Source organism: Mesorhizobium sp. WSM4935 (assembly GCF_029625735.1).
In the GTDB taxonomy this organism is placed as follows: domain Bacteria; phylum Pseudomonadota; class Alphaproteobacteria; order Rhizobiales; family Rhizobiaceae; genus Mesorhizobium.
Window position 1 is genome coordinate 1 of sequence record NZ_JARTVR010000003.1, and the last position, 14,395, is coordinate 14,395.

The 14,395-nt window shown below is 63.0% G+C and carries 26 protein-coding genes and 1 pseudogene; all 27 read left to right on the forward strand.

The features are described 5' to 3' along the window. Positions 1–76: pseudogene (locus P9273_RS07935) on the forward strand (EF-Tu/IF-2/RF-3 family GTPase); the annotation flags it as partial. A gap of 68 nt (positions 77–144) precedes the next feature. Next, positions 145–453, forward strand: coding sequence for a 30S ribosomal protein S10 (gene rpsJ / locus P9273_RS07940; RefSeq protein ID WP_006205468.1), 309 nt, complete (start codon positions 145–147; stop codon positions 451–453). A gap of 61 nt (positions 454–514) precedes the next feature. Beyond that, a complete protein-coding gene (rplC, locus tag P9273_RS07945) occupies positions 515–1,231 on the forward strand; it encodes a 50S ribosomal protein L3 (protein WP_040994615.1) in 717 nt (238 codons plus the stop codon). Continuing rightward, positions 1,231–1,851, forward strand: a complete 621-nt coding sequence (rplD, locus tag P9273_RS07950; protein WP_040983035.1) for a 50S ribosomal protein L4 — start codon at positions 1,231–1,233, stop codon at positions 1,849–1,851. The genes rplC and rplD overlap by 1 nt, the downstream gene beginning before the upstream one ends. Next, positions 1,848–2,141 carry a 50S ribosomal protein L23 gene (locus P9273_RS07955; RefSeq protein WP_040983033.1) on the forward strand — a complete coding sequence of 98 codons (294 nt, stop codon included), beginning with the start codon at positions 1,848–1,850 and terminating at the stop codon, positions 2,139–2,141. Before rplD ends, P9273_RS07955 begins: the two co-directional genes overlap by 4 nt. A 22-nt stretch (positions 2,142–2,163) precedes the next feature. Then, entirely contained in the window at positions 2,164–2,997 is an 834-nt protein-coding gene (gene rplB, locus P9273_RS07960) for a 50S ribosomal protein L2 (protein ID WP_040970375.1), read from the forward strand. A 16-nt stretch (positions 2,998–3,013) separates the two neighbouring features. Further along, on the forward strand, positions 3,014–3,292 hold the full coding sequence (gene rpsS, locus P9273_RS07965; protein ID WP_040994617.1) for a 30S ribosomal protein S19: 279 nt from the start codon (positions 3,014–3,016) through the stop codon (positions 3,290–3,292). Positions 3,293–3,294: 2 nt separating this feature from the next. Further along, positions 3,295–3,684, forward strand: a complete 390-nt coding sequence (gene rplV, locus P9273_RS07970) for a 50S ribosomal protein L22 (protein ID WP_010909277.1) — start codon at positions 3,295–3,297, stop codon at positions 3,682–3,684. Continuing rightward, positions 3,684–4,418 (forward strand): 30S ribosomal protein S3, encoded by a 735-nt coding sequence (gene rpsC, locus P9273_RS07975; protein ID WP_112129139.1) that lies wholly within the window; start codon positions 3,684–3,686, stop codon positions 4,416–4,418. Before rplV ends, rpsC begins: the two co-directional genes overlap by 1 nt. Positions 4,419–4,445: 27 nt before the next feature. Beyond that, the gene (rplP, locus tag P9273_RS07980) at positions 4,446–4,859 is read left to right on the forward strand and encodes a 50S ribosomal protein L16 (protein ID WP_040994621.1); all 414 of its coding nucleotides are present in this window, start codon (positions 4,446–4,448) and stop codon (positions 4,857–4,859) included. Positions 4,860–4,871: 12 nt separating this feature from the next. Continuing rightward, positions 4,872–5,072, forward strand: a complete 201-nt coding sequence (rpmC, locus tag P9273_RS07985; RefSeq protein WP_040994623.1) for a 50S ribosomal protein L29 — start codon at positions 4,872–4,874, stop codon at positions 5,070–5,072. Positions 5,073–5,083: 11 nt separating this feature from the next. Next, complete coding sequence (rpsQ, locus tag P9273_RS07990; RefSeq protein ID WP_023675136.1) at positions 5,084–5,323, forward strand: 30S ribosomal protein S17; 240 nt, start codon at positions 5,084–5,086, stop codon at positions 5,321–5,323. Positions 5,324–5,405: 82 nt separating this feature from the next. Further along, positions 5,406–5,774, forward strand: coding sequence for a 50S ribosomal protein L14 (rplN, locus tag P9273_RS07995; RefSeq protein ID WP_006205457.1), 369 nt, complete (start codon positions 5,406–5,408; stop codon positions 5,772–5,774). Between the two features lie 12 nt (positions 5,775–5,786). Next, positions 5,787–6,101 (forward strand): 50S ribosomal protein L24, encoded by a 315-nt coding sequence (rplX, locus tag P9273_RS08000; RefSeq protein ID WP_040983021.1) that lies wholly within the window; start codon positions 5,787–5,789, stop codon positions 6,099–6,101. After that, positions 6,094–6,672, forward strand: a complete 579-nt coding sequence (rplE, locus tag P9273_RS08005) for a 50S ribosomal protein L5 (protein WP_052457750.1) — start codon at positions 6,094–6,096, stop codon at positions 6,670–6,672. The genes rplX and rplE overlap by 8 nt, the downstream gene beginning before the upstream one ends. Before the next feature lie 26 nt (positions 6,673–6,698). Then, entirely contained in the window at positions 6,699–7,004 is a 306-nt protein-coding gene (rpsN, locus tag P9273_RS08010) for a 30S ribosomal protein S14 (RefSeq protein ID WP_040994625.1), read from the forward strand. Between the two features lie 12 nt (positions 7,005–7,016). Then, positions 7,017–7,415, forward strand: a complete 399-nt coding sequence (gene rpsH, locus P9273_RS08015) for a 30S ribosomal protein S8 (RefSeq protein WP_040994628.1) — start codon at positions 7,017–7,019, stop codon at positions 7,413–7,415. Positions 7,416–7,505: 90 nt separating this feature from the next. Then, on the forward strand, positions 7,506–8,039 hold the full coding sequence (rplF, locus tag P9273_RS08020; RefSeq protein ID WP_040994630.1) for a 50S ribosomal protein L6: 534 nt from the start codon (positions 7,506–7,508) through the stop codon (positions 8,037–8,039). A gap of 138 nt (positions 8,040–8,177) precedes the next feature. Further along, positions 8,178–8,537, forward strand: coding sequence for a 50S ribosomal protein L18 (rplR, locus tag P9273_RS08025; RefSeq protein WP_278048408.1), 360 nt, complete (start codon positions 8,178–8,180; stop codon positions 8,535–8,537). A 75-nt stretch (positions 8,538–8,612) separates the two neighbouring features. Next, complete coding sequence (rpsE, locus tag P9273_RS08030; RefSeq protein WP_027046810.1) at positions 8,613–9,182, forward strand: 30S ribosomal protein S5; 570 nt, start codon at positions 8,613–8,615, stop codon at positions 9,180–9,182. A gap of 25 nt (positions 9,183–9,207) precedes the next feature. Continuing rightward, positions 9,208–9,405 carry a 50S ribosomal protein L30 gene (rpmD, locus tag P9273_RS08035; RefSeq protein WP_027170355.1) on the forward strand — a complete coding sequence of 66 codons (198 nt, stop codon included), beginning with the start codon at positions 9,208–9,210 and terminating at the stop codon, positions 9,403–9,405. A gap of 22 nt (positions 9,406–9,427) precedes the next feature. Next, positions 9,428–9,901 carry a 50S ribosomal protein L15 gene (gene rplO / locus P9273_RS08040; RefSeq protein WP_040994634.1) on the forward strand — a complete coding sequence of 158 codons (474 nt, stop codon included), beginning with the start codon at positions 9,428–9,430 and terminating at the stop codon, positions 9,899–9,901. Between the two features lie 257 nt (positions 9,902–10,158). Beyond that, positions 10,159–11,499: a preprotein translocase subunit SecY gene (gene secY, locus P9273_RS08045; protein WP_040994636.1), complete on the forward strand. Its 1,341-nt coding sequence runs from the start codon at positions 10,159–10,161 to the stop codon at positions 11,497–11,499. Then, positions 11,496–12,086, forward strand: a complete 591-nt coding sequence (locus P9273_RS08050) for an adenylate kinase (protein WP_278048409.1) — start codon at positions 11,496–11,498, stop codon at positions 12,084–12,086. The genes secY and P9273_RS08050 overlap by 4 nt, the downstream gene beginning before the upstream one ends. A 226-nt stretch (positions 12,087–12,312) precedes the next feature. Further along, positions 12,313–12,681 (forward strand): 30S ribosomal protein S13, encoded by a 369-nt coding sequence (gene rpsM / locus P9273_RS08055; protein ID WP_027170351.1) that lies wholly within the window; start codon positions 12,313–12,315, stop codon positions 12,679–12,681. Between the two features lie 139 nt (positions 12,682–12,820). Further along, entirely contained in the window at positions 12,821–13,210 is a 390-nt protein-coding gene (gene rpsK / locus P9273_RS08060) for a 30S ribosomal protein S11 (RefSeq protein WP_006205444.1), read from the forward strand. Positions 13,211–13,307: 97 nt separating this feature from the next. Next, positions 13,308–14,318 carry a DNA-directed RNA polymerase subunit alpha gene (locus P9273_RS08065; protein ID WP_040994640.1) on the forward strand — a complete coding sequence of 337 codons (1,011 nt, stop codon included), beginning with the start codon at positions 13,308–13,310 and terminating at the stop codon, positions 14,316–14,318. The last annotated feature ends 77 nt before the right edge of the window (positions 14,319–14,395 follow it).

Consider the following 14,395-nt stretch of genomic DNA (forward strand, 5'->3'; position numbering starts at 1 on the left):
AGAGAAGCTGCGCTTCGCCATCCGTGAAGGCGGCCGCACCGTCGGTGCCGGCATCGTCGTCACCATCAAGGAATAATTGGACTGAAACGGATCTGTCGCGGGCGCGGGAGCTGCCCGCGCCGCGCCAGAACAAGGAATTGACGCATGAACGGACAGAATATCCGCATCCGCCTTAAAGCGTTTGACCACCGGGTGCTCGACGCCTCGACGCGCGAAATCGTGTCGACCGCCAAGCGCACCGGCGCCAACGTCCGCGGCCCCATTCCGCTGCCGACGCGGATCGAAAAATTCACGGTCAACCGGTCGCCCCACGTCGACAAGAAGAGCCGTGAGCAGTTCGAAATGCGCACGCACAAGCGGCTGCTCGACATCGTCGATCCGACCCCGCAGACGGTCGATGCTTTGATGAAGCTCGATCTGGCGGCCGGTGTCGACGTCGAGATCAAGCTCTAAGGGAACGAGAGCGCGGTAAGGGGCGCTGCCCCTGGCCCGGAACTCTAAAGGAATTGAACCGATGCGTTCAGGTGTGATTGCAAAGAAGGTGGGAATGACCCGCATCTATAACGATGCCGGGGAGCACGTTCCCGTCACCGTTCTCCAGATGGAGAACTGCCAGGTCGTGGCTCAGCGCACGCAGGAGAAGAACGGCTACACCGCCGTCCAGCTCGGCGTTGGCCTTGCCAAGGTGAAGAACACGTCGAAGGCGATGCGCGGCCATTTCGCTGCCGCTTCCGTCGAGCCGAAGGCCAAGCTCGCCGAATTCCGTGTCTCGGCCGACAACATGATCGACGTCGGCGCCGAGCTGACGGTCGAGCATTTCGTCGCCGGCCAGAAGGTTGACGTGACCGGCACCTCGACCGGTAAGGGTTTCCAGGGCGTGATCAAGCGGCACAACATGGGTGGTGGCCGCGCCACGCACGGTAACTCGGTCTCGCACCGCACGCACGGTTCGACCGGTCAGCGCCAGGACCCCGGCAAGGTGTTCAAGGGCAAGAAGATGGCCGGCCACATGGGCGACACGCGCGTCACCACGCAGAATGTCGAGGTCGTCTCGACCGACGCCGACCGCGGCCTGATCCTGATCCGCGGCGCGGTTCCCGGCGTCAAGGGCGCCTGGATCCTGGTTCGCGATGCTGCCAAGGCGGCGCTGCCGGCCAATGCGCCGAAGCCCGCCGCGATCCGTGCCGCTGCCGCCAAGAACGAAGCCCCGGCCACTGAGGGAGCGGAATAATGGACCTCAAGATCACAACGCTCGGCGGCAAGGACGCCGGCAAGGTGAAACTCTCCGAGGAGATTTTCGGCCTTGATCCGCGTGAAGACATCCTGCAGCGCGTCGTGCGCTGGCAGCTCGCCAAGAAGCAGCAGGGCACGCACAAGGCCAAGGGCCGCGCCGAGATCGCGCGCACCGGCGCCAAGATGTACAAGCAGAAGGGTACGGGCCGCGCCCGTCACCATTCGGCTCGCGCTCCGCAGTTCCGCGGCGGCGGCAAGGCGCACGGCCCAGTCGTGCGCAGCCACGAGCACGAGCTGCCGAAGAAGGTGCGCGCGCTGGGTTTGAAGCACGCTCTCTCGGCCAAGGCCAAGAGCGCTTCGCTCATCATCGTCGACGAGCTGAAGCTCGCCGAGGCCAAGACAAAGGCGCTGGCGGCGAATCTCGAGACGCTTGGGCTGACCAACGCCCTGGTGATCGGCGGAGCCGAGCTTGACCAGAACTTCAAGCTGGCCGCGACCAACATTCCGAACATCGACGTGCTGCCCATTCAGGGCATCAACGTCTACGACATTCTGCGCCGCGGCACGCTGGTCCTTTCGAAGGCCGCCGTCGAGGCTCTCGAGGAGCGCTTTAAATGACCGACCTCCGTCACTACGACGTGATCGTCTCGCCGGCGATCACCGAAAAGTCGACCATGGCTTCCGAGCAGAACCAGGTCGTCTTCAACGTCGCCAAGAAGGCGTCGAAGCCGGAAATCAAGGCTGCCGTGGAAGCTCTCTTCGGCGTCAAGGTGACGGCTGTGAACACGCTCGTCCGCAAGGGCAAGATCAAGCGCTTCCGCGGCACGGTTGGCCGCCAGGGCGACGTCAAGAAGGCGGTTGTGACGCTGGCCGACGGCCAGTCGATCGACGTCGCGACGGGTCTCTGAGCAAGGCCGCGAGGACAGGACAATGGCACTTAAGAAATTCAACCCGGTAACGCCGAGCACCCGTCAGCTGGTCATCGTCGACCGCTCGGGCCTCTACAAGGGCAAGCCCGTCAAGGGCCTGACCGAAGGCCTGACCAAGTCGGGTGGCCGCAACAATTACGGCCGCATCACGGCCCGCTTCATCGGCGGCGGTCACAAGCGTTCGTACCGCATCATCGACTTCAAGCGTAAGAAGTACGACGTCGTCGGCACGGTCGAGCGTATCGAATACGATCCGAACCGCACCGCCTTCATCGCGCTGATCAAGTATGACGACGGCGAGCTGTCCTACATCCTGGCCCCGCAGCGCCTTGCTGCCGGCGACAAGATCGTGGCCGGCGAAGCGGTCGACGTGAAGCCGGGCAATGCGATGCCGCTGGCTTCGATGCCGGTCGGCACCATCGTCCACAACATCGAGCTGAAGCCGGGCAAGGGCGGCCAGGTCGCCCGTTCGGCCGGCGGTTACGCCCAGCTCGTCGGCCGCGACCAGGGCATGGCGATCCTGCGCCTCAACTCGGGCGAGCAGCGCGTCGTGCACGGCTCCTGCATGGCCACCGTCGGTGCGGTGTCGAACCCCGACCACGGCAACATCAATGACGGCAAGGCCGGTCGTACTGTGTGGCGCGGCAAGCGCCCGCACAATCGCGGCGTGGCCATGAACCCGGTCGACCATCCGCATGGCGGCGGCGAGGGCCGCACCTCGGGTGGCCGCCACCCGGTTTCGCCCTGGGGCAAGCCGACCAAGGGCAAGAAGACGCGGTCCAACAAGGCGACCGACAAGTTCATCGTGCGCTCGCGCCATCAGCGCAAGAGCTAAGAAGAGGTAACGCCAAGTGACTCGTTCGATTTGGAAAGGCCCCTTCGTCGACGGCTACCTTCTCAAGAAGGTGGACAAGGTTCGCGAGGGTGGTCGCAATGAGGTGATCAAGATGTGGAGCCGTCGCTCCACCATCCTGCCGCAGTTCGTCGGCTTCACCTTCGGTGTCTACAACGGCCAGAAGCACGTCCCGGTCTCGGTGAACGAGGACATGGTCGGCCACAAGTTCGGTGAATTCGCTCCGACCCGGACCTATTACGGTCATGGCGCGGATAAGAAGGCGAAGAGGAAATAATCATGGGCAAGGCCAAAGCTCCGCGCAGGCTTGCTGATAACGAGGCGCGTGCCGTTCTGCGCACGATCCGCATCAGCCCGCAGAAGCTCAACCTGGTTGCCGCGCTGATCCGCGGCAAGAAGGTCGCGACAGCGCTTTCCGACCTCGAATTCTCGGCCAAGCGGATTTCCGGCACGGTCAAGAAGACGCTGGAATCGGCGATCGCCAATGCGGAAAACAACCACGACCTCGACGTCGACGCGCTGGTCGTGGCGGAAGCCTATGTCGGCAAGTCGATCGTCATGAAGCGCTTCCACGCCCGTGGCCGCGGTCGCGCCAGCCGTATCGAAAAGCCGTTCTCGCACCTCACGATCGTCGTCCGTGAAGTCGAGGAAAAAGGGGAGGCCGCATAATGGGCCAGAAAGTCAATCCGATCGGGCTGCGTCTCGGCATCAACCGCACCTGGGATTCGCGCTGGTTCGCGAACACCGGCGAGTACGGCCAGCTGCTGCACGAGGACCTCAAGATCCGCAAGTATCTCGAGAAGGAACTCAAGCAGGCCGCGATCTCGAAGGTCGTGATCGAGCGTCCGCACAAGAAGTGCCGCGTCACCATCCACGCCGCGCGTCCGGGCCTAATCATTGGCAAGAAGGGCGCCGATATCGAGAAGCTTCGCAAGAAGCTGACCGAGATGACGAAGTCCGAGACGCATCTCAACATCGTTGAAGTGCGCAAGCCGGAAATCGACGCCACGCTGATCGCCCAGTCGATCGCCCAGCAGCTCGAGCGCCGTATCGCGTTCCGCCGCGCCATGAAGCGCGCCGTTCAGTCGGCCATGCGTCTCGGCGCCGAAGGCATCCGCATCAACTGCTCCGGTCGTCTCGGCGGCGCCGAAATCGCGCGCATGGAGTGGTACCGCGAAGGCCGCGTGCCGCTGCATACGCTGCGCGCCGATGTCGACTACGGCACGGCCGAGGCGAACACGGCCTACGGCATCTGCGGCGTCAAGGTGTGGGTGTTCAAGGGCGAGATCCTCGAGCACGACCCGATGGCTTCCGAGCGCCGTGCAACCGAGGGCGATGCCGCGCATGGCGGCGGTGGTGCTGGTGGCGAGCGCGAACGCGGCCGTCGTCGCGAGAACGCCTGAGACATTTGAGAATTTGGAGTTAGAACGATGCTGCAGCCAAAGCGCACAAAGTTCCGCAAGCAGTTCAAGGGCCGTATCCACGGTGCCGCCAAGGGCGGCACCAACCTGGATTTCGGCGGTTTCGGGCTGAAGGCGCTTGAGCCGAACCGCGTCACCGCGCGCGAGATCGAGGCGGCCCGCCGCGCGATCACCCGCGAGATGAAGCGCGCCGGCCGCGTCTGGATCCGGGTGTTCCCGGATCTGCCGGTGACCTCGAAGCCGACCGAAGTCCGCATGGGTAAGGGCAAGGGCGGCGTCGACTATTGGGCGGCGCGCGTCAAGCCCGGCCGCATCATGTTCGAGATCGACGGCGTGAGCGAGGAGACCGCGCGTGAGGCGCTGCGTCTCGGCGCCGCCAAGCTCTCGGTCAAGACGCGCTTCGTGCAGCGCATCGCAGAATAAGGACAGGCGATCATGAAAGCCGAAGACATCCGGACCAAGACCCAGGATCAGCTGGCCGACGACCTGGCCGCCCTCAAGAAGGAGCAGTTCAACCTGCGCTTCCAGAAGGCCACCGGTCAGCTCGAGAAGACCGCGCGCGTGAAGCAGGTTCGCAAGGACATCGCGCGCATCAAGACCATCGCCGCGGAAAAAGCCGCGGCCAAGAAGGCTTAAGGACGAGAACCATGCCAAAGCGCATCCTGCAGGGCACCGTCGTCAGCGACAAGAACGAGAAGACGGTCGTGGTCAAGGTCGAGCGTCGCTTCACCCATCCGGTGATGAAGAAGACCGTGCGCATGACCAAGAAGTACAAGGCGCACGACGAAAACAACGCTCACAAGGTCGGCGACCAGGTGTTCATCCAGGAATCGAAGCCGATTTCGAAGGACAAGCGCTGGGTTGTCGTCTCTTCGGATCAGGCTTGATCCGGGCGAACGAACCGAATTTTGGACAGACCGGGGAGGGGTGAAGAACCCGTCCCGTTAGAAAAGAAGAAGGCGGCCAGTCATGATTCAGATGCAAACAAACCTCGACGTCGCGGACAATTCCGGCGCGCGTCGTGTCATGTGCATCAAGGTGCTGGGCGGCTCGAAGCGGAAGTATGCCTCCGTCGGCGACATCATCGTGGTGTCGATCAAGGAAGCCATTCCGCGCGGCCGCGTTAAGAAGGGCGACGTGATGAAGGCGGTCGTGGTTCGCACGGCCAAGGACATCCGCCGTCCGGACGGCAGCGTGATCCGTTTCGACAAGAACGCGGCCGTTCTCGTCGACAATAAGAAAGAGCCGATCGGCACCCGTATCTTCGGGCCGGTTCCGCGCGAGCTGCGCGCCAAGAACCACATGAAGATCATCTCGCTCGCGCCTGAAGTGCTGTAAGGAGCCGGACCAATGCAAAAGATCAGAAAAGGCGACAAGGTCGTCGTGCTTGCCGGCAAGGACAAGGGCCGTTCGGGCGAAGTCCTGTCGGTGCAGCCGAAGGAAGACACTGCTGTCGTCCGCGGCGTGAACCTCATTCGCCGCCACCAGAAGCAGACCCAGTCCCAAGAGGGCGGGATCATCACCAAGGAAGCGCCGATCCACCTGTCGAATATCGCGCTGGCCGACCCCAAGGACGGCAAGCCGACCCGCGTCGGCTTCACCATCCAGAAGGACGGCAAAAAGGTGCGCGTCGCCAAGCGTTCGGGAGAAGTCATCAATGGCTAAGGCTGAAACCAAGCAGGCGGCTGCCAAGAACGAGCCGCGCCTCAAGAAGGTCTATCAGGAGACCATCCGCAAGGCGCTGCAGGAGCAGTTCGGCTACGAGAACGACATGCAGGTTCCGCGCATCGACAAGATCGTGCTGAACATGGGTGTCGGCGAAGCAACCGCCGATTCCAAGAAGCCCTCGGTCGCGGCCGAGGATCTCGCGCTGATCGCCGGCCAGAAGGCCGTCGTCACCCGCTCGCGCAAGTCGATCGCGGGCTTCAAGGTGCGCGAGAATATGCCGATCGGCGCCAAGGTCACGCTGCGCAAGGAACGCATGTACGAGTTCCTCGACCGCCTCGTGAACATCGCGCTGCCGCGCGTTCGCGACTTCCGCGGACTGAACCCGAAGAGCTTTGACGGCCGTGGCAACTACGCCATGGGCATCAAGGAGCATATCGTGTTCCCGGAGATCAACTACGACAAGGTCGATCAGGTCTGGGGCATGGACGTCATCGTTTGTACGACGGCGAAGACGGATGACGAGGCCAGAGCGCTGCTCAAGGCCTTCAACTTCCCCTTCCGCCAGTAACGGCAGCGAAAAAGGAAAAATCTGAAATGGCAAAGACCAGCTCAGTCGAGAAGAACAACCGGCGCCGCAAGCTTGCCGGTCAGTACGCCGCCAAGCGTGCGGCGCTCAAGGCCATCGTCATGGATCAGTCCAAGCCGATGGAAGAGCGTTTCCGCGCCCAGTTGAAGCTTTCGGCGCTGCCGCGCAACTCGGCCAAGATCCGCATCCGCAACCGCTGCGAAGTCACGGGCCGTCCGCGCGCCTACTATCGCAAGCTCAAGCTTTCGCGTATCGCGCTTCGCGATCTGGGCAACACGGGCCAGATCCCGGGCCTGGTCAAGTCGAGCTGGTAAGGAGACACTGAGATGTCATTGAGCGATCCTCTCGGCGATATGCTGACCCGCATCCGCAACGCCTATGGCCGCAAGAAGTCGAGCGTTTCGACTCCGGCCTCGCGTCTGCGCGCCCGCGTCCTCGACGTGCTGAAGTCGGAAGGTTATATCCGCGACTACAGCCAGACCGACTTCGAAAACGGCAAGTCGGAAATCGAGATCGAGCTGAAGTATTTCGACGGCGCCCCGGTCGTGCGCGAAATCGAGCGTGTCTCGAAGCCCGGCCGCCGCGTCTATGTCTCGGCCAAGTCGATCCCGCAGGTCGCCAACGGCCTCGGCATCGCCATCCTTTCGACGCCGAAGGGCGTCATGGCCGACCATGAAGCGCGCGAGCAGAATGTCGGCGGCGAGATCCTCTGCCAGATCTTCTGATCGGCCAAGAGATTGATGAATGGGCTTCGGTTCTCGGGATCGCGCCCGGGAACTGGAACCTGAAACGAAAGAAATGACGAGGACAACAAAATGTCTCGTATCGGAAAGAAACCCGTTTCGCTGCCCCAGGGCGTGACCGCGACCGTCAACGGCCAGACCGTGACGGCGAAGGGCCCGAAGGGCGAGCTGAAGTTCGTGGTGAACGACGAAGTGCTGGTGAAGATGGAGAACAACGAGATCTCCGTCCAGCCGCGCGACCAGACCAAGACCGCCCGCTCCAAGTGGGGCATGTCGCGCACGCAGATCGTCAACATCCTGCAGGGTGTGAAGGACGGCTTCGAGAAGAAGCTTGAGATCACCGGCGTCGGCTACCGCGCCGCCATGCAGGGCAAGAACCTGCAACTCGCGCTGGGCTTCAGCCACGACGTGATCTATGAGACGCCGCAGGGCATCACCATTTCGGTGCCGAAGCCGACCGAAATCACGGTCTCGGGCATCGATAAGCAGCAGGTCGGCCAGGTCGCCGCCGAGATCCGCGAATATCGCGGTCCGGAGCCGTACAAGGGCAAGGGCGTGCGCTATGCCGACGAGCGCATCGTGCGCAAGGAAGGCAAGAAGAAGTAACAGGCGTGGCCCCGAAAAGTTTCGGACTTTTCGCAAAGGGTTAAGCTGCAGAAGTGTAACGCCGCGGGGAGCGGCCGCGGGAGGCTTGGCCTACCGCACAGGGTTGCCCCCGTTTTCTGAAGGCAGGGAACTGATAGTATGAGCACGAAAGAAGCCACCCAGCGCCGCGCGCAGCGCATCCGCCGCCAGATCAAGAAGGTCGCCGGCGAGCGTCCGCGTCTGTCGGTGCATCGCACCTCGAAAAACATCTATGTCCAGGTGATCGACGACACCAAGGGCCACACGCTGGCCGCCGCCTCGACGCTCGAGAAGGATCTCAAGGGTTCGCTCAAGACCGGCGCCGACACCGCTGCCGCCGCTGCCGTCGGCAAGCTGATCGCCGAGCGCGCCGCGAAGGCCGGCGTCAAGGAAGTCGTCTTCGACCGCGGCCCGTATATCTATCATGGCCGCGTCAAGGCGCTGGCCGAAGCTGCCCGCGAAGGCGGTCTCAGCTTCTAATTTCGCCGCTGGCGGCCCAAAAGCGGCGTCAGTAATTAGCAACCCGTGCTTCCGGAAAAGAACAAGGACTAGGATATGGCACAGGAACGTAGGGAAGGCGGCCGCGGCCGCGAGCGTGAACGCGAAGAGCGTGACGACGGCATGGTGGACAAGCTCGTCCACATCAACCGCGTCGCCAAGGTGGTGAAGGGTGGCCGTCGTTTCGGCTTTGCCGCTCTCGTCGTCGTCGGCGACCAGAAGGGCCGCGTCGGCTTCGGCCACGGCAAGGCGCGCGAAGTGCCGGAAGCCATCCGCAAGGCTACCGAATCGGCCAAGCGCGACATGATCTTCGTGCCGCTGCGTTCGGGCCGCACGCTGCATCACGACGTCGAGGGCCGTTGGGGCGCCGGACGCGTTCTGCTGCGCGCCGCCAAGCAGGGTACCGGCATCATCGCCGGCGGTCCGATGCGCGCCGTCTTCGAGACGCTCGGCATGCATGACGTAGTCGCCAAGTCGATGGGCTCGTCGAACCCCTACAACATGGTTCGCGCCACCTTCGACGCGCTGAAGAGCCAGATGCATCCGAAGGATGTGGCTGCCGCGCGCGGCATCAAGTACTCGACCCTTCAGGCCCGCCGCGGCACCGCCGTTGCGGCTGAAGAATAGTCGACGCTGACCAGGGATTTCGACCATGGCCAAGAAAGCTACCAAGACCATCACCGTCGAGCAGATCGGCTCCCCGATCCGCCGGCCGAAGGAGCAGCGCGCGACGCTGGTCGGCCTCGGCCTGAACAAGATGCACAAGCGGCGCACGCTGGAAGATACTCCTTCCGTGCGCGGCATGATCGCCGCCGTCCAGCACCTCGTCCGCGTCGTGGACGAGGCGTGAACGGAAGCGCAGGAGAAGAATGATGAAACTCAACGATCTGCGTGACAAGGACGGCGCCACGCATTCCAGGAAGCGCCTCGGTCGCGGCATCGGCTCCGGCTCGGGCAAGACCGCCGGTCGCGGCGTCAAGGGTCAGAAGGCCCGGTCGGGTGTTGCCATCAATGGCTTCGAGGGCGGCCAGATGCCGCTCTATCGGCGCCTGCCGAAGCGCGGCTTCAACAACCTGTTCGGCAAGAGCTTCGCGATTGTGTCGCTCGCCAAGATCCAGGCGGCGATCGACGCCAAGAAGCTCGACGCCAAGGCGGCCGTGACGGCCGAGGCCCTGGTTGCCGCGGGCGTCATCCGCCGCGCCAAGGACGGCGTGCGCGTGCTGTCCGACGGCGAGCTCAAGGCCAAGCTCTCCTTCGACGTCGCCGGCGCCTCCAAGGCCGCGATCGAGAAGATCGAGAAGGCCGGCGGTTCGGTGAAGCTGCCGGAAGCGGCCGCCGCCGAGTAACGGCGATTTGAAGCACGGCCGACCGGGATGACTTCGCATTTTCCGTCGAACCGGGCTTTGACCGGATGAATTGGGCGGCCGCGTCAACGCGGCCGCTTGCATGTTTACGGTCCGGAGCTTATCTCGTGAGCTTCGGTGACACGCGCCGCCTGAGCTGCAGGCATCGAGCGTGACACGGAAATCAATGAAGTAGAGCATGATATCGTCCGGAAACCGCTCCACACTTTTCGGCATCATGCTCTAGCGGAGAATCAGGCATGGCTTCGGCTGCTGAACAACTAGCCTCCAATCTGAATTTCGCGGCCTTCGCCAAGGCCGAGGATCTCAAGAAGCGCATCTGGTTCACCATCGGCGCGCTGCTCGTCTACCGCCTCGGCACCTATATCCCGCTTCCCGGCATCAATCCCGATGCTTTCGCCCAGGCCTTCTCTTCGCAGAGCAAGGGCGTCCTCGGCATGTTCAACATGTTCGCCGGCGGCGCCGTGCAGCGCATGGCGATCTTTGCGCTGGGCATCATGCCCTACATCTCCGCCTCCATCATCATGCAGCTGATGACCTCGGTCATCCCGTCGCTGGAAGCGCTGAAGAAGGAAGGCGAGCAGGGTCGCAAGATCATCAACCAGTACACGCGCTACGGCACCGTGCTTCTGGCGCTGATCCAGGCCTACGGCATTTCGATCGGCCTCGAAGGCGGCAACGGCATCGTCAACGATCCGGGCATGTTCTTCCGCATCTCGACCGTCGTCACGCTGGTCGGCGGCACCATGTTCCTGATGTGGCTCGGCGAGCAGATCACCGCGCGCGGCATCGGCAACGGCATTTCGCTGATCATCTTCTCCGGCATCGTCGCCGGCTTGCCGCGGGCGATCTCCGGCACGCTGGAACTCGGCCGCACCGGCGCGCTGTCGACGAGCCTCATTCTGGCGATCATCGTGCTGGCTATCGTCGTCATCGCGCTGATCGTTTTCTTCGAGCGCGCGCAGCGCCGCCTGCTCATACAGTATCCGAAGCGCCAGGTCGGCAACCGCATGTTCCAGGGCGATACCTCGCATTTGCCGCTGAAGCTCAACACCTCGGGCGTCATCCCGCCGATCTTCGCGTCCTCGCTGCTGCTTCTGCCGGCGACCGTCGCGGGCTTCTCGCAGACGACGAACCTGCCGGCTTGGGCAAGCACGATCCTGGCCTCGCTCGGCCATGGCCAGCCGCTCTACATGATCTTCTATGCGGGCATGATCGTCTTCTTCGCCTTCTTCTATACGGCGATCGTCTTTAACCCGAAGGACACGGCCGACCAGCTCAAGAAGCATTCCGGCTTCATTCCGGGCTATCGTCCGGGCGAGCGCACGGCCGAATATATCGACTATGTTCTGACGCGTATCACCGTCGTCGGCGCCATCTACCTGGTGCTGGTCTGTCTGTTGCCGGAGTTCCTGATTTCGGCGACTGGCGTACCTTTCTATCTCGGTGGCACATCGCTTCTGATCGTGGTCAGTGTCACGCTCGACACGGTGGCGCAGATTCAGGGCCACCTGATCGCGCACCAGTATGAGGGCCTGATCAAGAAGTCGAAGTTGCGCGGGGGTAAGAGGAGCAGATGAGGCTGATATTGCTTGGGCCGCCAGGAGCGGGCAAGGGGACGCAAGCACAAAGACTGGTAGAAAAACACGGCATTCCGCAACTCTCGACGGGTGATATGCTGCGTGCCGCCGTCCAGGCCGGAACCGAGGTCGGCAAGCGTGCCAAGGCGGTGATGGATGCGGGTGAGCTGGTCTCGGACGAGATCGTCAACGCCATCGTCGCCGAACGCATCGATCAGCCGGATTGCGCCAAGGGTTTCATCCTCGACGGCTATCCGCGCACACTGGTCCAGGCCGACGCGGTCGAGGCCATGCTTGCCGAGCGCGGCATCGCACTCGACACCGTCATCGAGCTTGTCGTCGACGACAAGGCGCTGGTTGGCCGAATCGTCAAACGCGCCGACGACGCCAAGGCCGCCGGCCAGCCGGTGCGCAAGGACGACAACCCGGCGGTGTTTGAGGAACGCCTGCGCGAATATTACAAGAAGACGGCGCCGCTGACCGGCTACTACTACGCCAAAGGCAAGCTCAAGACCGTCGACGGCATGGCCAGTATCGATGCCGTGACCGCCGAGATCGGCAAGGTTCTCGCGGCCGCGGCGAAGTAGGCCGCGCCGGCAATTGAAGATTGCGCTTGGCGACAATTGAAGATTGCGCTTGACTGGAGTGGACCGTTGGGGTATGGCGGCCCGTCTTCCTATCAGGCATGGACTTTGCTTGCCCTTGCGGGCAAGGCATCGGCTTTGAACCAGGAAACTCCCGCAAGGGCCGGCCTCCACCGGACGCGGGGCAACAGCGCCGGCTTATCCGGCCCACATGGAGAAAGAGAAGAAAATGGCTCGTATAGCCGGCGTCAACATTCCGACCAACAAGCGCGTCGTCATTGCGCTTCAGTACATTCACGGCATCGGCAAGAAGTTTGCCCAGGAGATCGTCGACAAGGTCGGCATCCCGGCGGACCGCCGCGTCAACCAGCTGACCGACGCGGAAGTGCTGCAGATCCGCGAGACGATCGACCGCGACTACCAGGTCGAAGGCGACCTGCGCCGCGAAGTCTCGATGAACATCAAGCGGCTCATGGACCTCGGCTGCTACCGCGGCCTGCGTCACCGCCGCTCGCTGCCGGTCCGCGGCCAGCGCACGCACACCAATGCGCGCACCCGCAAGGGCCCGGCCAAGGCGATCGCCGGCAAGAAGAAGTAATTAAGGGAGTAAGGGAGTAGGGCAGTAAGGCAATAGGGATAGCGTTTCCCTACTCCCTTACTGCCCTATTCCCCTACTGCCTTTCCAAGGTGGAGCCGCTGGCATTACGGCGGTGTAGAGATCAACTGAAAGGACTACCATGGCCAAGGAAGCCGCTCGTGTTCGCCGTCGCGAACGCAAGAACATCTCGTCGGGCGTTGCCCACGTCAATTCGACCTTCAACAACACCATGATCACCATCACCGACGCACAGGGCAATTCGATTGCCTGGTCGTCGGCTGGCGCCCAGGGCTTCAAGGGTTCGCGCAAGTCGACCCCCTTCGCCGCCCAGATGGCTGCCGAGGACGTCGCCAAGAAGGCGCAGGAACATGGCATGCGCATGCTCGAGGTCGAGGTCTGCGGACCCGGCTCGGGCCGTGAATCTGCCCTTCGCGCGCTGCAGGCCGCAGGCTTCACCATCACCTCGATCCGCGACGTGACGCCGATCCCGCACAATGGCTGCCGTCCGCGCAAGAAGCGCCGCGTCTGATTTTTAAGCGCCGCGCGAACGCCACGGCGTTCCTCCGCGGTTTTCCGTGTCGCCCGCCACGATTGGATGGTGGCGGGGCAAAGGAAGGAAGACATTTATGATCCAGAAAAACTGGCAGGAACTGATCAAGCCGAACAAGATCGAGTTCTCGTCGAAGAAGAAGACGCTGACCACGCTGGTGGCCGAGCCGCTCGAGCGCGGCTTTGGCCTGACGCTGGGCAACGCGCTGCGGCGCGTGCTTTTGTCTTCGCTGCGCGGCGCGGCTGTGACCGCCGTGCAGATCGACGGCGTGCTGCATGAATTCTCGTCCATCGCCGGCGTGCGCGAGGACGTGACCGATATCGTGCTCAACATCAAGGAAATCGCCATCCGCATGGAAGGCGATGGCCCCAAGCGCATGGTCGTTCGCAAGCAGGGGCCGGGTGCGGTGCTCGCAGGCGACATCCAGACCGTCGGCGACGTCGAGATCCTCAACCCCGACCACGTCATCTGCACGCTGGACGAGGGCGCCGAGATCCGCATGGAATTCACCGTCGACACCGGCAAGGGCTATGTGCCGGCCGAGCGCAACCGCGCCGAGGACGCGCCGATCGGCCTGATCCCGGTCGACAGCCTCTACTCGCCGGTCAAGAAGGTCTCCTACAAGGTCGAGAACACCCGCGAGGGTCAGGTGCTCGACTATGACAAGCTGACGATGACCATCGAGACCAACGGCTCGATCTCCGGCGAGGACGCAGTGGCTTTCGCCGCTCGCATCCTGCAGGACCAGCTCGCGCTGTTCGTCAACTTCGACGAGCCGCAGAAGGAAGTCGCCACCGAAGCCGTCACCGAGCTCGCCTTCAATCCGGCGCTGCTCAAGAAGGTCGACGAGCTCGAGCTTTCGGTGCGTTCGGCCAACTGCCTGAAGAACGACAACATCGTCTATATCGGCGACCTGATCCAGAAGACCGAAGCCGAGATGCTGCGCACCCCGAACTTCGGCCGCAAGTCGCTGAACGAGATCAAGGAAGTGCTGGCGGCCATGGGCCTGCATCTCGGCATGGAAGTGCCGGACTGGCCGCCGGAAAACATCGAAGACCTCGCCAAGCGTTACGAAGACCAATATTGAGCATGAATTCCAAGGATCGGCGGCGAAAGCCGCTTGATCCGACGGTCATGCGGAAAACCATCAGAGGCCGTGGCCTC

Bases quoted from the DNA above. Each gene is read 5' to 3' on its own strand.
- rplC (WP_040994615.1), top strand. From the start codon at position 515: ATGCGTTCAGGTGTGATTGCAAAGAAGGTGGGAATGACCCGCATCTAT.
- rpmD (WP_027170355.1), top strand. From the start codon at position 9,208: ATGGCCAAGAAAGCTACCAAGACCATCACCGTCGAGCAGATCGGCTCC.
- rplF (WP_040994630.1), top strand. From the start codon at position 7,506: ATGTCTCGTATCGGAAAGAAACCCGTTTCGCTGCCCCAGGGCGTGACC.
- rplP (WP_040994621.1), top strand. From the start codon at position 4,446: ATGCTGCAGCCAAAGCGCACAAAGTTCCGCAAGCAGTTCAAGGGCCGT.
- rpsJ (WP_006205468.1), top strand. From the start codon at position 145: ATGAACGGACAGAATATCCGCATCCGCCTTAAAGCGTTTGACCACCGG.
- rpsK (WP_006205444.1), top strand. From the start codon at position 12,821: ATGGCCAAGGAAGCCGCTCGTGTTCGCCGTCGCGAACGCAAGAACATC.
- secY (WP_040994636.1), top strand. From the start codon at position 10,159: ATGGCTTCGGCTGCTGAACAACTAGCCTCCAATCTGAATTTCGCGGCC.
- rplN (WP_006205457.1), top strand. From the start codon at position 5,406: ATGATTCAGATGCAAACAAACCTCGACGTCGCGGACAATTCCGGCGCG.
- rpmC (WP_040994623.1), top strand. From the start codon at position 4,872: ATGAAAGCCGAAGACATCCGGACCAAGACCCAGGATCAGCTGGCCGAC.
- P9273_RS08050 (WP_278048409.1), top strand. From the start codon at position 11,496: ATGAGGCTGATATTGCTTGGGCCGCCAGGAGCGGGCAAGGGGACGCAA.
- rpsM (WP_027170351.1), top strand. From the start codon at position 12,313: ATGGCTCGTATAGCCGGCGTCAACATTCCGACCAACAAGCGCGTCGTC.
- rplR (WP_278048408.1), top strand. From the start codon at position 8,178: ATGAGCACGAAAGAAGCCACCCAGCGCCGCGCGCAGCGCATCCGCCGC.
- rpsE (WP_027046810.1), top strand. From the start codon at position 8,613: ATGGCACAGGAACGTAGGGAAGGCGGCCGCGGCCGCGAGCGTGAACGC.
- P9273_RS07955 (WP_040983033.1), top strand. From the start codon at position 1,848: ATGACCGACCTCCGTCACTACGACGTGATCGTCTCGCCGGCGATCACC.
- P9273_RS08065 (WP_040994640.1), top strand. From the start codon at position 13,308: ATGATCCAGAAAAACTGGCAGGAACTGATCAAGCCGAACAAGATCGAG.
- rplX (WP_040983021.1), top strand. From the start codon at position 5,787: ATGCAAAAGATCAGAAAAGGCGACAAGGTCGTCGTGCTTGCCGGCAAG.
- rplE (WP_052457750.1), top strand. From the start codon at position 6,094: ATGGCTAAGGCTGAAACCAAGCAGGCGGCTGCCAAGAACGAGCCGCGC.
- rpsH (WP_040994628.1), top strand. From the start codon at position 7,017: ATGTCATTGAGCGATCCTCTCGGCGATATGCTGACCCGCATCCGCAAC.
- rplV (WP_010909277.1), top strand. From the start codon at position 3,295: ATGGGCAAGGCCAAAGCTCCGCGCAGGCTTGCTGATAACGAGGCGCGT.
- rpsN (WP_040994625.1), top strand. From the start codon at position 6,699: ATGGCAAAGACCAGCTCAGTCGAGAAGAACAACCGGCGCCGCAAGCTT.
- rpsC (WP_112129139.1), top strand. From the start codon at position 3,684: ATGGGCCAGAAAGTCAATCCGATCGGGCTGCGTCTCGGCATCAACCGC.
- rpsQ (WP_023675136.1), top strand. From the start codon at position 5,084: ATGCCAAAGCGCATCCTGCAGGGCACCGTCGTCAGCGACAAGAACGAG.
- rplD (WP_040983035.1), top strand. From the start codon at position 1,231: ATGGACCTCAAGATCACAACGCTCGGCGGCAAGGACGCCGGCAAGGTG.
- rplB (WP_040970375.1), top strand. From the start codon at position 2,164: ATGGCACTTAAGAAATTCAACCCGGTAACGCCGAGCACCCGTCAGCTG.
- rplO (WP_040994634.1), top strand. From the start codon at position 9,428: ATGAAACTCAACGATCTGCGTGACAAGGACGGCGCCACGCATTCCAGG.